General features: G+C 39.8%; 12 protein-coding genes. All 12 read left to right on the top strand.

Going from position 1 to position 16277, the window contains the following annotated elements; translation table 11 throughout:
- Nucleotides 1–126 precede the first annotated feature (126 nt).
- The 12 genes from ilvD to LCP48_RS14150 all read left to right on the top strand — a co-directional run bounded on the left by ilvD (nt 127) and on the right by LCP48_RS14150 (nt 16231).
- Complete coding sequence (gene ilvD, locus LCP48_RS14205; RefSeq protein WP_004231412.1) at nt 127–1797, top strand: dihydroxy-acid dehydratase; 1671 nt, start codon at nt 127–129, stop codon at nt 1795–1797.
- 485 nt (nt 1798–2282) lie between these two features.
- Nucleotides 2283–4049: a biosynthetic-type acetolactate synthase large subunit gene (ilvB, locus tag LCP48_RS14200; protein WP_004231414.1), complete on the top strand. Its 1767-nt coding sequence runs from the start codon at nt 2283–2285 to the stop codon at nt 4047–4049.
- Nucleotides 4046–4561 (top strand): acetolactate synthase small subunit, encoded by a 516-nt coding sequence (gene ilvN, locus LCP48_RS14195; protein ID WP_004231416.1) that lies wholly within the window; start codon nt 4046–4048, stop codon nt 4559–4561. Before ilvB ends, ilvN begins: the two co-directional genes overlap by 4 nt.
- 86 nt (nt 4562–4647) lie before the next feature.
- The gene (gene ilvC, locus LCP48_RS14190; RefSeq protein WP_004231418.1) at nt 4648–5682 is read left to right on the top strand and encodes a ketol-acid reductoisomerase; all 1035 of its coding nucleotides are present in this window, start codon (nt 4648–4650) and stop codon (nt 5680–5682) included.
- Nucleotides 5669–7204, top strand: a complete 1536-nt coding sequence (locus LCP48_RS14185; RefSeq protein ID WP_004231420.1) for a 2-isopropylmalate synthase — start codon at nt 5669–5671, stop codon at nt 7202–7204. Before ilvC ends, LCP48_RS14185 begins: the two co-directional genes overlap by 14 nt.
- Nucleotides 7205–7388: 184 nt before the next feature.
- On the top strand, nt 7389–8489 hold the full coding sequence (gene leuB, locus LCP48_RS14180) for a 3-isopropylmalate dehydrogenase (protein WP_004231422.1): 1101 nt from the start codon (nt 7389–7391) through the stop codon (nt 8487–8489).
- Between the two features lie 17 nt (nt 8490–8506).
- Nucleotides 8507–9916: a 3-isopropylmalate dehydratase large subunit gene (gene leuC / locus LCP48_RS14175; protein ID WP_004231424.1), complete on the top strand. Its 1410-nt coding sequence runs from the start codon at nt 8507–8509 to the stop codon at nt 9914–9916.
- Between the two features lie 32 nt (nt 9917–9948).
- Entirely contained in the window at nt 9949–10539 is a 591-nt protein-coding gene (gene leuD / locus LCP48_RS14170; protein WP_004231426.1) for a 3-isopropylmalate dehydratase small subunit, read from the top strand.
- 301 nt (nt 10540–10840) lie between these two features.
- Nucleotides 10841–11725 carry a ribokinase gene (gene rbsK / locus LCP48_RS14165; RefSeq protein ID WP_216486051.1) on the top strand — a complete coding sequence of 295 codons (885 nt, stop codon included), beginning with the start codon at nt 10841–10843 and terminating at the stop codon, nt 11723–11725.
- 256 nt (nt 11726–11981) lie between these two features.
- Nucleotides 11982–13832: a dynamin family protein gene (locus LCP48_RS14160; RefSeq protein ID WP_004231431.1), complete on the top strand. Its 1851-nt coding sequence runs from the start codon at nt 11982–11984 to the stop codon at nt 13830–13832.
- 104 nt (nt 13833–13936) lie between these two features.
- The gene (locus LCP48_RS14155; RefSeq protein WP_004231433.1) at nt 13937–15157 is read left to right on the top strand and encodes an RtcB family protein; all 1221 of its coding nucleotides are present in this window, start codon (nt 13937–13939) and stop codon (nt 15155–15157) included.
- A 72-nt stretch (nt 15158–15229) separates the two neighbouring features.
- Nucleotides 15230–16231, top strand: a complete 1002-nt coding sequence (locus LCP48_RS14150) for a LacI family DNA-binding transcriptional regulator (RefSeq protein WP_225340293.1) — start codon at nt 15230–15232, stop codon at nt 16229–16231.
- Nucleotides 16232–16277 lie beyond the last annotated feature (46 nt).

Raw genomic sequence — 16277 nt, 5'->3', positions numbered from 1 at the left:
GATAACAACAATCTTTACAGCAGTAATCGTCTAAGAGACTATTACTCTATAAACAAAAAATAAAAAGACAGAACATTTTGTCTATATAAATGAACATAGTATGGATAGCAATGAGGGGCGTTTAAAATGAGAAGTGACATGATTAAAGTAGGCGTAGATCGAGCGCCACATCGAAGTCTTTTATATGCAACAGGCAAAGTAAAAGCAAAAGATCTAGGCAAACCATTTATTGGGGTTTGTAACTCTTATATCGACATAATACCAGGTCACGTTCATTTACGTACGTTCGCTGATGTAGTGAAAGAAGCTATTATAGAAGCGGGTGGTATTCCATTCGAATTTAATACAATTGGCGTCGATGATGGTATTGCAATGGGGCATATAGGTATGCGTTATTCCTTACCGAGTCGTGAAATTATAGCAGACTCTGCTGAAACTGTTATTAATGCACATTGGTTTGATGGCGTATTTTATATTCCAAACTGTGACAAAATTACACCAGGAATGCTTATGGCAGCAGTTCGTACGAATGTACCATCTATCTTTGTTTCAGGTGGTCCAATGGAGGCGGGAACTTCTGCAGCAGGGAAACAGCTTTCCTTAACATCTGTGTTTGAAGGTGTAGGAGCCCACAAATCAGGAAAAATGTCTGCGGAAGAGCTGTTGGATATTGAGAATAATGCTTGTCCAACATGTGGCTCATGCTCAGGCATGTTTACAGCAAATTCGATGAACTGCTTAATGGAAATGCTTGGTGTTGCTTTACCTGGAAATGGTACAATCGTTGCCACTTCTGAAGAGCGTCACAAGCTGATTAAAGAAGCAGCTAAACAATTAATTCGCATGGTCAAGGAAGACGTTAAACCTCGCGATATTATTACAAAAGAGGCAATTGATGATGCATTTGCTCTTGATATGGCAATGGGAGGCTCAACAAATACAGTTCTTCATACATTAGCAATTGCCAATGAAGCCGAGATAGATTACAACATTGAAGATATTAATAAAGTAGCGGAAAGAGTGCCTTATTTAGCAAAAATCATGCCTGCTTCAGATATTTCAATGGATGATATTAATAAAGCAGGTGGCGTAAGTGCCATTATTAATGAATTAACATCTATTCCAGGTGCTATTCATCCAGACCGTCCAACCGTAGCAGGCGTTACAATGGGTGAGCTTGTCAAAGATTATCACATCACGAATGATCAAGTCATTCGAACAAAAGACAATCCATATAGTGCTGTAGGTGGATTATCAGTTTTATTCGGTAACATCGCACCAGATGGCTCTGTTATTAAAGTAGGGGCAGTTGATCCTTCTATCAAAGTATTCAAGGGCGAGGCTATCGTCTTTGATTCACAAGAAGCGGCACAAGAAAACATTGATAATGGAACGGTGAAAGAGGGCCATGTAGTCGTCATTCGCTATGAAGGACCTAAGGGTGGCCCAGGGATGCCAGAAATGCTTGCACCAACATCTGCCATTCAAGGTCGAGGCCTTGGTACAAAGGTTGCATTAATTACAGATGGTCGTTTCTCAGGGGCATCTCGAGGTATTTCAATTGGCCATATTTCACCAGAAGCTGCTGAAGGCGGTCCAATCGCTTTAGTAGAAAACGGAGATATTATCGAAATTGATCTACCAAATCGTACGATTAATTTACAAGTTTCAGATGAAGTTTTAGCTGAACGTCGTGCAAAATTACCAGTCTTTGAGCCAAAAATCAAACGTGGTTGGTTAGCAAGATATTCAAAATTAGTGACGAGCGCTTCTACTGGAGGCGTAATGAAAATTTAACAACTAGATAAATAAAAACGTTGATGAGGTTAAAGGTTCTAGAGCCTTGTATCTACCAGAGAGCCGGTCGTGCTGGAAGCCGGCGATACAACTAGATCCGACATCCCCTCGGAGTGGGCTATTAAACGTGTTTACACCATTAGATAGCTCCGGGCATAGTCGAAAGTGCTCGTTATTAATGAATAAATGTTTTATGACGCTATATTGGATGCGATGTCTTTCGCATTGGTGCATAAATGCAGTCATTTATTCGCGAGGTAGCAATTATTTGCTATAAAAAAGGGTGGTACCATGGAAAGTCTTTTTCATCCCTACGTAAGGTAGTTCTTTGCGTGTGGAGAAAAAGGCTTTTTATTATTTTCACGATGCAATTGAACAGCCTCTCAACGAAAAGGATGAGAGGAATAGTCAATCCAGCTATTGACACTTCACTAATCTACAACACTGTTGTGTGAGTTTGAAAGAAATGAAGGAGGCATAATTTGATGAGTGCGAATGTTTCAATCAATGAACAAGAACAATTAGCTACAACAGCAACAGCTGAACAAACCTATCAAGCGAAGGACGGTGCAGATGTATTAGTGCAGGCATTGCATGATCAAGGGGTTGAAATTGTCTTTGGCTATCCTGGAGGAGCCGTATTACAAATTTACGATGCGATGTATAAAAACCCTATTCGCCATATTTTAACAAGACATGAACAGGGGGCTATTCATGCGGCGGAAGGCTATGCTCGTGTTTCAGGTAAAACGGGCGTTGTTATTGCCACAAGTGGACCTGGTGCAACAAACCTTGTAACAGGTATTGCGGATGCCATGATCGACTCTATTCCATTGGTTGTTTTTACAGGACAGGTTGCGACATCTGTGATCGGAACAGATGCTTTCCAAGAAGCCGATATTATGGGGATTACAACACCGATTACAAAGCACAACTATCAAGTGCAGGATGTCAATGATATTCCCCGCATTGTGAAGGAAGCTTTCCATATCGCTAGCACAGGTCGTAAGGGACCAGTTGTCGTGGATTTCCCAAAAAACGTTTCCCAAATGTTGTTTGATGTAGAGAATCCACCGCAAGCACCTGATGAAATTTATTTACCAGGCTATCAGCCAACATATAAACCAAATTATTTACAAGTGCAAAAGGCGATTCAAGCCATTTCATTGGCAAAAAACCCAATCATCTTAGCGGGAGCAGGTGTTCTTTTTGCGGATGCACGTGAGGAATTAACGACTTTCGCAGAAAAATATCGTATTCCAGTAACGAACACATTGCTAGGATTGGGCTCCATCCATGGTGAACATGACTTATTCCTTGGGATGGCTGGGATGCATGGTACAGCTACAGCAAATACAGCGATCACAAAATCAGATTTATTACTCAATATTGGGGCACGATTTGATGATCGTCTAACAGGTAATCTAGCTACATTTGCACCAAATGCAACGATTATCCATATCGATATTGATCCTGCTGAAATTGGCAAAAATGTACCGACAGATATTCCCATTGTTGCTGATGCCAAGGAAGCCTTAAAAGCACTATTGAAAAAGGATTTCCAAGGTCCTGATACAGCCGATTGGTTAGCTTATTTAAGGAATCATGCGATGGAATATCCATTATGGTATTGCAAGGATACAAATACGCAAGAAATCCTACCACAAGAGGCATTGCAATTAGTGCACAAGGTTACTGAAGGGAATGCCATTGTGACGACAGATGTTGGGCAGCATCAAATGTGGGCAGCACAATATTATCATTTAAATAATGATCATGCATGGGTAACGTCTGGTGGACTTGGTACGATGGGCTTCGGCTTCCCGGCCGCAATTGGCGCCCAATTTGCGAAGCCAGACAAAAAAGTTATTTCGATTGTAGGAGATGCAGGATTCCAAATGACGGCACAGGAGCTATCCATCCTACAGGAATTTAACTTGCCAGTAAAAATAGTGATTTTGAATAATAGCTGTCTAGGCATGGTGCGTCAATGGCAACAAACATTCTATGAAGAGCGCTATTCATCATCACTTATGCCGATCCAACCAGATTTTGTTAAGTTAGCTGATGCTTATAACATTAAAGGCTATCGTATTAACACAATCGATGAAGCAGAGTCTATTTTCCGTGAGGCACTGCTGTCTGATGAGCCAGTATTAATTGACTGTCGAGTGAAACAGCTTGAATGTGTTTACCCAATGGTAGCACCTGGCAAAGGCTTACATGAAATGATTGGGGTGAAAAAGAATTGAAGCGAGTAATTACCGTAACTGTGATTAACCAAAGTGGTGTATTAAACCGTTTGACAGGTTTATTGATGAAGCGTCAGTTCAATATTGAATCGATTACAGTAGGTCATACGGAGCAACCGAATTTTTCAAAGATGACCTTCGTTGTCAACGTAGAGGATGAACGCAAAATTGAACAGCTAGTGAAACAGTTATCCAAGCAAATTGATGTGTTAAAGGTCAATGACATTACCGATAAATCGATTGTTCTGCGAGAGCTAGCACTAGTAAAGGTGATTTCCCCACCAAATTTACGTTTGGAAATGAATTCAATTGTTGAACCGTTCCGTGCCCAAATTATTGATACAGCCAAAAATGTTGTGACGTATCAAGTAGTAGGGCATCCAGAGAAGATTGATGCCTTTATCGAACTTATTCGACCATATGGCATTAAAGAACTTACACGTACAGGAGCAACTGCCTCCGTTCGTGAAACACAAAAAGTCTCAAACCCGCAGCTCTCTATTTTAAAATAGTTTGCATATAAAAATGAATAGCTTTATAGACAGCGTAAGTTATCTAAAGCTAAAAAAACAAAACATATTCTAGGAGGAAATTAACTATGGCTACAATGTACTATGAGCAAAATATCAACGAGGACGTATTAAAAGGAAAGAAAATCGCAATTATCGGTTACGGTTCACAAGGTCATGCACATGCTTTAAACCTTAAAGAATCAGGTTTTGACGTGGTAGTAGGGGTTCGTCCAGGTGGATCTTTCGATGCGGCAAAAGCAGATGGTATTGACGTAAAAACAGTGGCTGAAGCAGCACAAGAAGCAGATGTTATCCAAATTCTGCTACCAGATGAGCGTCAAAAAGCAGTTTATGAAGCGGAAATTGCGCCACATTTACAAGCTGGTAAAGCATTGATGTTTGCACATGGCTTCAATATTCATTTCGGTCAAATTACACCACCAGCAGATGTTGACGTATTTTTAGTAGCACCAAAAGGACCAGGACATCTAGTTCGTCGTCAATTCCAAGAAGGTGCTGGTGTACCAGGACTATTTGCTATTCACCAAGATGCTACTGGTCAAGCAAAAGATTTAGCGCTTGCATATGGTAAAGGAATCGGTGCTGCCCGTGGTGGACTTCTTGAAACAACATTCAAAGAAGAAACAGAGACAGACTTGTTTGGTGAACAAGCAGTACTGTGTGGTGGGGCAACACAGCTAGTAAGAGCAGGATTCGAAACATTAGTAGAGGCTGGTTATCAACCAGAATTAGCTTACTTTGAAACATTACATGAGCTTAAATTAATTGTTGACCTAATGTTTGAGGGCGGTATGGCAACAATGCGCTACTCAGTTTCAGATACAGCAGAGTGGGGAGATTATGTGGCAGGACCACGCATCATCGATGATTCTGTAAAAGCTCGTATGAAGGATGTATTAACAGATATCCAAGATGGTACATTTGCTCGTCGTTGGATTCAAGAAAATGAAAATGGTCGTCCAGAATATACAAAATTCAAAGAAGCTGGTGCGAACCATCAAATCGAAGAAGTGGGCGCGAAACTACGTGCTATGATGCCATTCATCAACGAAGGTAAAGAAAAAGTTGTGAGAGAAGTGGCGACAAGTGCGAAAAATTGATATTTTCGATACGACGCTTCGCGATGGTGAACAATCTGCTGGGATCAACTTAAACACAGCCGAGAAGATTGAAATTGCCAAACAATTAGAGCGCCTTGGTGTGACAATTATAGAAGCAGGATTTCCTGCTTCGTCACCCGGTGACTTTGATGCAGTCCATCGCATTGCAGGTACAGTAAAAAACTCCATTGTGACGGGGCTAGCTCGCTGTATCCAAAAGGATATTGATGCTACATGGGAAGCGATAAAAGTAGCACAACAGCCACATATTCATATTTTTCTAGCCACATCACCTATTCATATGGAATACAAATTAAAAAAATCGCCTGATCAAGTGATGGAGCAAGCGGTAGAGGCTGTTAAATACGCTAAAAAGTTCTTCCCACTTGTACAATGGTCTGCTGAGGATGCATTCCGCTCTGATCGCGAATTTTTAGTGAGAATTATGAACGAAGTGGTTGCTGCTGGTGCAACAACGATTAATGTTCCAGACACTGTAGGATATGCATCCCCACAAGAATATGGTGCATTATTTAAGTTCCTACTGGAAAATGTCAAAGGTGCTGACAAAGTAAAATTCTCCGCCCATTGTCATGATGATTTAGGGATGGCAACAGCTAACACGATTGCCGCAATAGAAAATGGTGCTGCACAAGTCGAAGGAACGATCAATGGTATCGGCGAACGTGCAGGTAATGTGGCACTCGAGGAAATTGCTGTAGCACTTCATATTCGCAAGGACATTTATCAGGTGCAAACAGGCATTCAGTTGCAAGAAATTAAACGTACGTCTCAATTAGTCAGTAAATTGACAAATGTTGTGATTCAGCCAAATAAAGCGATTGTAGGAAGAAATGCATTTGCACACGAATCGGGCATCCATCAAGACGGTGTCTTAAAAAATCCAGAAACCTATGAAATTATTTCACCTGCTTTAATCGGCGAAGGTGAAATACCATTAGTTCTCGGGAAACATTCTGGTCGTGCAGCCTTCCGTGATCGTGCGGAAACAATGGGCTTTCATCTTTCTGATGAAAAGTTGAACAAAGCATTTGTGGAATTTAAAAAATTGGCTGATCGTAAAAAAGAAATTACAGAGGAAGATTTACTCACACTTCTTACTGAGCAACAAGTTCAAGTAGAAGATGTACCACTCTTTGATTTGAAAATGGTGCAGGTTCAATATGGTACTGAAAATATTCCTACAGCGACAGCCATTGTGCTTACACCTGAGGGACTAGAAAAAACCGTTGTAGCTACTGGCTCTGGTTCAGTAGAAGCCATTTTTAATACACTGGAGCAACTTGTACCTGGAGCTGTACATGTCATTGATTACCGTGTGACATCGGTTGGCAAAGGACGAGATGCACTGGGTGAAGCGGTTATTAATATTCGCTATGATGAGGTTTCGACTACAGGCCGTAATTCCTCTCAAGATGTTTTAGAAGCATCGGCAAAAGCTTATTTAAATGCTATTAACCGTCATTTAATACAAGCAAGCCTTCGCGCACATCCTGTATAGGTCTCTGAGATAGTGAATTGTATGAAGTACCATTCACAAGTCGGATGCAATGATGTCATGGCGTATTGTATCAATTAACCAAAAATTACGCTTAGACGTAATGACTACGCTCACTTTGATAAAAGGTAGGTGAGCGTCTTTACTAAATTAGCGAATACGCTATACAAAGAAAGGTGTTTTGACGATGGAGAGAAAAATTACAGTACTTCCTGGTGATGGAATTGGTCCAGAGGTTGTTGCTTCTGCTGTGCGTGTATTACAGGTGATTGGTAAACGATTTAATCATACATTTCATTTAGGATATGCAACAATTGGTGGTGCTGCAATCGACCAGCATAATAATCCATTACCGGATGAAACGATCGAGATGTGTGAAAATAGTGATGCGATTTTATTAGGAGCTGTAGGTGGTCCAAAGTGGGATCAAAACCCTCCTGAATTACGCCCAGAGAAAGGGTTACTGCGAATTCGGAAACACTTCGATTTATTTGCCAATCTACGTCCAGTAAAGGCGTTCCCGAGTTTACTAGATGCTTCACCATTAAAGCGTGAAGTGGCTGAGAACGTTGATTTAATGATTGTACGTGAACTAACAGGTGGCGTATACTTCGGGGAACCACGTATGCGTACTGAAAATGGCGCAATTGATACAACGGTTTACTCTAAAGCAGAGGTAGAGCGTATCGTTGAAAATGCCTTTGAACTAGCACGTTTACGTGGTGGCAAATTATGCTCTGTTGACAAGGCGAATGTGCTTGAAACAAGTCGCTTATGGCGTGAAGTTGTAGAAGCAAAGAAAAAAGAGTATCCAGATGTAATCGTAGAACATAATCTAGTAGACTCTGTCGCAATGAAACTTATTACAAATCCTGGACACTATGATGTAGTCGTTACTGAAAATATGTTTGGTGATATTTTAAGTGATGAAGCATCTGTTATTACTGGTTCTCTAGGTGTTTTACCATCTGCATCCATTCGTGGTGATAATTTTGGCTTATATGAACCAGTACATGGCTCCGCACCAGAAATTGCAGGGCAAGGTGTAGCAAATCCTGCTGCAACCATTTTATCCGTAGCAATGATGCTGCAATATTCATTCGGCTTAAAAGAAGAAGCAGCAGAAATTGAACGCGCTGTAAGTGCAGTATTTGATGATGGCTACTTTACAGCAGATCTTGCTCGCGACGGCAGTCGCATTTTATCAACTAATGAATGGACAGATAAGGTAATTAACGAAATTGATACTAGCTTTGTATCACAAAGTATTATGACAACATATATTTAAAGAAATAGGTGAAGACAATGGGTAAAAATATAATTGAAAAGATTTGGGATAAACATGTTGTTTATCAGGAAGAGGGCAAACCGGACCTGTTATATATTGATCTTCATTTAATTCATGAAGTAACATCTCCGCAAGCTTTTGAAGGGTTACGCATGAACGGACGTAAAGTGCGCCGTCCTGATTTAAGCTTTGCGACAATGGATCATAACGTACCAACAAAAAATTTACCAACTATCCATGATCCCATTGCACGCAATCAAATCGAAACATTAGCTAAAAATGCTGAGGAATTTGGTGTTGAGTTAGCAGGCATGGGACACCCTGACCAAGGGATTGTCCATGTTATTGGGCCAGAGCTTGGATTAACACAGCCTGGTAAAACCATTGTTTGTGGGGATTCTCATACATCCACTCACGGTGCCTTTGGGGCCATTGCATTTGGTATTGGGACATCAGAGGTGGAGCATGTATTATCGACGCAAACGCTATGGCAAAATAAGCCGAAAACGATGGAGATTCGTGTCGAAGGGGAGCTACCAGTTGGAGTAGCAGCAAAGGATATTATCTTAGCCATCATTGCCAAGTTCGGTATTGGTGTTGGTACAGGACATATTGTGGAATTCACTGGAGAGGCTATCCACAAACTATCTATGGAAGAACGCATGACCATTTGTAATATGTCAATTGAGGCAGGCGCAAAAGCTGGACTTATCTCACCTGACCAAACAACAGTCGATTATATTCGTGGACGCAAATATGCACCGCAAGGAGAAAAATTGGAAGAAGCAGCCGCTTACTGGTTAAGTCTTGCTTCAGACGAAGATGCAACGTACGATACGGTTCGTATTATAAAAGCTGAAGAAATTGAACCAATCATTACGTGGGGAACAAACCCATCAATGGGTACTGGTGTTTCTGGGCATGTTCCAACACAAGCAGATTATGAGGATGAATCTGACAAGGCGGCACTTCAAAAAGCACTGGCCTATATGGGCTTAGAGGAAGGACAGCCATTAACATCCATTGACATCCAGCATGTCTTCATTGGCTCCTGCACAAACTCACGCATTAGTGATTTGCGTGCAGCTGCTGATGTTATTAAAGGGCGTAAGGTGCATGACAAGGTCACAGCCATCGTTGTCCCAGGCTCACATACAACGAAAAAACAAGCAGAGGCAGAAGGTTTAGATAAAATATTTATAGATGCAGGCTTTGAATGGCGAGAGTCTGGTTGCTCGATGTGTCTTGCGATGAATGATGACGTCGTACCAGCTGGAGAACGCTGTGCCTCTACCTCAAACCGCAACTTTGAAGGACGTCAGGGCGCTGGAGCTCGTACACATTTAGTGTCACCACCAATGGCAGCAGCCGCTGCGATTGCAGGTCACTTCGTCGATGTACGTGAATTTGTGAAGGAAACGGTGTAAGTCTTGCTTTACTCGAAAGGGATGATTGAAAAATGGAACCAATTAATATCGTAAATAGTGTCATCACACCACTTGATCGAAAAAATGTTGATACCGATCAAATTATTTCAAAAGAATTTCTAAAACGTATTGAGCGCACAGGTTTTGGACAGTTTTTATTTTACCATTGGCGTTTCGATGCACAAGGGAATGAAATAGCTGACTTTGTGTTAAATAAACCTGAATTTAAAGAATCTAAAATTCTAGTGGCACAAGATAATTTCGGCTGTGGCTCCTCTCGTGAACATGCACCATGGGCTATTTTAGATTACGGCTTTAACGTTGTCATTGCACCTTCCTTTGCAGATATTTTCCATAATAACTGCTTCAAAAACGGTATCTTACCGATTAAGCTAACAGAATCGGAATGTGATGCTATTTTAGCAAAGGGCTTAGCAAAGCCCTATAGTATGGAAGTAAATCTTGTCGAGCAAACCGTAACAGGAGAAGATGGTACAGTCTATCATTTTACAATTGACCCGTACTATAAAGAAACGTTACTGAATGGTTGGGATGAAATCGCCTTAACCTTTAAATATGAGGACCACATCGCCGCATATGAGGCGAAGCGAGTAGCCTATTAATTGATATGACTGAAGACAAATTTGATGTTGTCTTCAGTTTTTGTTTGTAGTGTATTTCCTATATGAAATTATTTATAATAAAGAAAACATCAAATGCGAAGATGGCACTATGTTATCATTATCAAATTATTTGTATATTAAAGGACAAATCCAGCCAGCTTTTGAAAACGTCCCTAAAACAGTCGATAGGTATTTCGAAAATTTTTAGTTTATACGAACTTTTATACTGTTAAGCTACTGAAATGATACCGCTCATTTCAGTTATTTTTTATTTTATCAAAAGATGAAAGGTAGGAATTCCATGATTACAGTTATAGGAAGTTTAAATATGGATTTAGTTGTACAAATGAATGCTTTTCCAAAGCAGGGAGAAACCATTCTAGGTAACTCGTTTCAAACAGTTCCAGGAGGAAAAGGGGCTAATCAAGCAGTTGCCGCAGCTCGTCTTGGCAGTGAGGTGGCGATGGTTGGCTGTTTAGGGAATGATCATTTTGGTGAGACATTACATGCCGCTTTACAAAAAGAGCAGATTCAGACAAAGGCCCTTGTAAAAAGCACCACTGCTCCTACAGGCATAGCTAATATACTTATTTACAATAGCGATAATCGAATTGTTGTCGTTCCGGGAGCTAATTATGACTTAAGCATATCCCATCTTGAAGCTTCAAAAGAGTTGATACAAAAAAGTCACTTGGTAATTATACAGCTTGAAATCCCTAAAGAGACGACAGCCCATGCTATTCATTTATGTAAAGAAGCGGGTGTTCCGATACTGTTAAACCCTGCCCCAGCAGCCAATTTTGATGTGCAGTGGATGGAGGATATTACCTATTTAACACCTAACGAAACGGAATGTGCTGAAATTTTTAACGAGCCAGTGGAACAAGTTTTAGAAAAATATCCTAATAAATTAATCGTGACGCTAGGAAGTGACGGTGCACGTTATTTCGATGGCTCCTATCCAATTCATGTACCAGGTTATATGACAACAGTCGTGGATACTACGGGGGCAGGTGATACCTTTAATGGGGCTTTAGCCTATGCTTTAGTAGAAGGGCAATCGTTGGATGAGGCTGTATATTTTGCTAATATCGCTGCTTCTTTATCTGTAGAGAAATTAGGTGCCCAAGGTGGAATGCCAGCACTTGGAGCTGTTTATGCACGTATGGTTGGTTTGGAGGAATAGGACAAAGGTCAGCTATTCAGCAACCTTGGAGAGAAATCTCCAACCCTAATACTTCTAAACTCATAGCTGGGACTATTCCCTTTAGTCTGTGTAGTAATCATATATGAAGCAGACAAGAAATTGGTGTAAGGATGAATTCCTATTTGTCATATAATCGCATAAGTATATTGACCTCTTTTCATCCATCCATGTATTAGAAAAGCCATAGTTTCATTTATAATGGTCTTATAGATACATACGAAAAGAGGTTTTGAGGATGACGAACATTGACAATACGCCAATCGAAAATACAACCTCAGCGAATAATATTTTGCCGCAATTTGTTGACCAACTACGACACTTGTATGGCATCATCGTCCAAAATACATATGTGAAAGATACAGCAAAACATTTAAATCGAATCATTCAAGATGCCAATAACCAGACGATGATTTTAATAGTTGGAAAAGAGCGGGTGGGCAAAACAACACTTGTGAATGGACTTCTAGGACGCGAAATATTATCGGTAGATGATCAGCATCCAACAAGTGTAAATACGTTTATACGATACGGCGAGCAAGAAGAGATTAAAGCTTATTTTTTAGATGGTGTTGTCGCTGTATTTGATCTCAGTAAATTAGAACTACTAACAACTGGCGATACGTTTGCTTCCCAGATTTTACGTGAACATTTAGATTACCTAGAAGTCTATTTGAAAAATGATTTATTAAAATCCGTGACAATAATTGATTCTGTGTCATTAGAAGCTGGCGGGGGAGAAATGGCTTATTTTTCAGAGGCGCTTATGAATCGTGTTGATGAAATTTTCTGGGTGTTACGCGCTGGTTCAATGGCAATGGATGCTGAACTTCTATTGATTGAAACGTTAAAAAATAAGGGTGTTGAACCTTTATGTGTCATCAATGGCATCGATGATGAGGAACATCCCACAGCATTTATGGAATCTGAACAACAACGTATTGGTCATTTGATGAGTGATTTTATAGGGATTTCAGCCATTAATGCACTAGTAGCCAAACGAACAGACAATCATGAGCTTTGGCAAAAAAGTCAGTATGATCAATTAATTACTCACATTCATCGTGTGGCTGAAAACAGTGATAAAAAAACATATGCCATCCTAATTCGCTTCTTACAATGGCTTGAACGATTCCGCTTCGAATTGACTGTAATTCCACAACGAGATCCATTTCAATCTGCTGTAGAGAATATTGAAAAATACGCAGGCGATACCCAATATGAATATTCTCGCTATCAACGTGACTTAGCAATTGTCAAAGAATATGAGCAAGAATATGAACAGGTAGCGAATACGTTTAAACAGGTTCAAACACTGTATCAGCTATTACAAACGATAGCGCAACATGATTATTTACACGATTCCAAGGTGGAAGAATTTACTGAAATTGCTGTGCACTATCAACAAATGTTGCGTGAATACCGCAACATGCACAGTGAGTATTTACGCGAATATGAACGTTTAGATGCACAACATAAAAAAATTCATGGTAAAGGTCTAATGAAAGCTTTTTTTGGCCAACATACACAAAATGAATTTTTCAAAGAGCGTGTTCAAAAACTAAACGAGCAGCAAGAGGTTTGTATCGCCCAATATGCCATGGTACAACAGGCAGAGGTTTCAATGCTACAGGCAATTCGAGACACACAGCCTGTTTTAATTGACTTAGTGAAAGAACGCATGCGCCGTATTGAACAAAAGGTACAAAAACTAAATCAACAACGTGCAAAAGATAAGCGTCAGTTAAAGCGCTATGCTGAAAAATTAAATGAATTTTCTTGCTTAATCGAAGCACAGGGTTATATAAAAGAGCATCTTCAACCATTTTTAATGAATGAGCAAATGCCGTTGAAATCGAAGGATATTACTATGCTTGAGGAAACTGTTCAGGCTATTTTAGCCATTGATTTATCGAACAATGGCTTACTCGCACGAAGTCAAATGAATAATAAAATGGAAAGTATTGCAATACCTTTTGATGTGCAAGAAAAATATTCCCTGCAAATGCTTGCCTTAAGGGAAGAAGATGTAAAATCAAATGATATACCCGAAATACCCAAAAAATTAGTTGTCCAATATGAAGATTAGATTTTCACCAAACGTTCTAAAAGTAGCATGCTTTTAGAACGTTTTCTTTATGGTATGAAACAAATCATTCCAGTTTTACGTATAAGTAGTAAGGAGGGATACACTTGATTGAAATAAATGGACGCTTCACGAATGCTAAAATTTTTGCGCAAACAGCATTACAAACAGCTGTTGATCAGATTCAAGAATTAACAGACCAGGCTTTCATGGCAGGCACTAAAGTACGTATTATGCCAGATTATCATGCGGGTAAGGGATGTGTTATTGGTACGACCATCCAATTGCAAGACCGTGTTGTACCGAATCTTGTCGGCATTGATGTGGGCTGTGGTGTATTTGTAGCACAACTAGACGTAACGACAGTTGATTTTGCTCAACTCGATGCCATCATTCGCACATATGTACCAAGTGGGCAGGATATTCATAAAGAAGTATCGCCAAGTCGACATTTTGTCGAGTTTGAAGGTAAACAATTTCGAGCAAGCGGCTTGAAAGACGACTATACGAACTTGTCATTAGGTACACTTGGGGGAGGTAATCATTTTATTGAACTTGCCAAAGATGAAGATGATCAGCACTATTTGCTCATCCATACGGGGTCACGCTATGTAGGGGCAAAGGTTGCTAATTGGCATCAAAAAAGAGCTTATGATAATTTACGTCGAGAAGATTTGACGGAAAAAATAGAAGCAATGAAACAGCAAGGACGACAACAAGAGATTCAGTCCATGATACAGGCCTATAAAGAACAAACACCGTTCATTCCGAAAGACTTGTCATATTTAGAGGGGGAAGCTTTCTATGATTATATTCATGATATGAAGATTGCACAGCAATTTGCACGGATGAATCGTTGGACCATTGCAGAAACCATTGCTAAACAGATGGATTGGCATTTTACAGATACGTTTGATACGATTCATAACTATATCGATACAGAAACGATGACGCTTCGCAAAGGGGCTGTTCGTGCAAATAAAGATGAAAAGCTAGTTATTCCAATGAATATGCGGGATGGATCTCTGATTTGTATAGGGAAAGGCAATGCAGAATGGAATTATTCAGCCCCCCATGGAGCAGGACGCATGTTTTCACGACGCACAGCGAAAAAAGCTTTGAATATGGCTGATTTTAAAGATACGATGCAGGGGATTTGGACAACATCAGTCAATGAAGAAACCTTAGATGAGGCGCCAATGGCCTATAAGCCAATGACAGAAATTACTTCTGCGATTGGGGAAACTGTAGATATTGTCAAAGTGATTAAACCTGTCTATAACTTTAAAGCGAGTGAAGCTGCAAAGCCATATGAGCGAAAAGGTTAAGGGAGAGAAGGAATCATCACTATAATCACTATTCTATAAATGGTATAATATAGCTTCACAATGATGAAATGGGTGGTTTTTTTGGTATCTTCAAAAGATGTGGCGAAGCATGCTGGTGTCTCACAAACAACTGTATCTAGAGTATTGAATACACCAGAGCTTGTAAAGCCAAAAACAATTGAAAAAGTAATGCAGGCGATAGAGGAGCTTAACTATGTGCCAAATGATATAGCAAGATCGCTTGTTCAGAAAAAAACAGGCATTATTACATTGATTTCGGGGCCCTTACACAACCCTTTTTTTGTTGATACAACTACAGCTATCGTGAATTATGTTAATGCACGTGGCTATAAAGTGAATGTCTACTTTGGCACAGAGGATAATCTAAATTCAATCTACAATGCTGTTTTAGAAACGAAAGCAGACGCAATTATTTTGTCTTCTATGCTGTATCAGGATGATTTATTTTATAAACTAGAGAAACTAGCTATTCCATTTATTATGTTTAACCGTAAGCATAAAGAGAATAGACATTTTGTGGAAATTGATAATGTTCAAGCAGGTTACCTTGCGACCAATCATGTCCTATCATTAGGGCATGACTCTTTATGTTGGATAGGGGGGCCACATCAAATGAGCACCTTCTATGGACGCTATCTGGGATTTGAACAAGCTTTACAGGATTATGGGCTAGATGCAAAATTAGTGCCTACTTTTTTAACGAACACCAATAAAATAGATATTGAACGAGCGTTTACAGAGCTTTTACAACTAGAAAAAAGACCAACAGCTATTTGTGCTGCTACCGATGCCATTGCCATTGAAATATTGAATCTTTGTTTAGAGAGAGGTTTTCAGGTTCCGAGAGATTTTAATATCATTGGTATTGATAATGTAGAGCTTAGTAAACATCACTCTATTGCCTTAACAACAGTAGGTTTAACATCAGAAGAGAACTTAGGTTTTATTGCTATCGAAAAATTATTTGAGGTAATGGAGAAAAAAAGTACTTGCATTAGACAAACAGAGTCTGTTAAGATTTTCCCAAGAAATACAACGTGTAAAATAAACTGATAGACCATCAGTTTATTTTTTACACCAAAATGGTTACGTATTCATT

Source organism: Lysinibacillus capsici, from assembly GCF_020217405.1.
Classification (GTDB): domain Bacteria; phylum Bacillota; class Bacilli; order Bacillales_A; family Planococcaceae; genus Lysinibacillus; species Lysinibacillus capsici.
This window is presented reverse-complemented; position numbering and strand designations above follow the sequence as displayed.

Coding starts and splice junctions, on each gene's coding strand:
- ilvD (WP_004231412.1), top strand. CDS start 127: ATGAGAAGTGACATGATTAAAGTAGGCGTAGATCGAGCGCCACATCGA.
- ilvB (WP_004231414.1), top strand. CDS start 2,283: ATGAGTGCGAATGTTTCAATCAATGAACAAGAACAATTAGCTACAACA.
- ilvC (WP_004231418.1), top strand. CDS start 4,648: ATGGCTACAATGTACTATGAGCAAAATATCAACGAGGACGTATTAAAA.
- leuB (WP_004231422.1), top strand. CDS start 7,389: ATGGAGAGAAAAATTACAGTACTTCCTGGTGATGGAATTGGTCCAGAG.
- leuC (WP_004231424.1), top strand. CDS start 8,507: ATGGGTAAAAATATAATTGAAAAGATTTGGGATAAACATGTTGTTTAT.
- leuD (WP_004231426.1), top strand. CDS start 9,949: ATGGAACCAATTAATATCGTAAATAGTGTCATCACACCACTTGATCGA.
- rbsK (WP_216486051.1), top strand. CDS start 10,841: ATGATTACAGTTATAGGAAGTTTAAATATGGATTTAGTTGTACAAATG.
- LCP48_RS14160 (WP_004231431.1), top strand. CDS start 11,982: ATGACGAACATTGACAATACGCCAATCGAAAATACAACCTCAGCGAAT.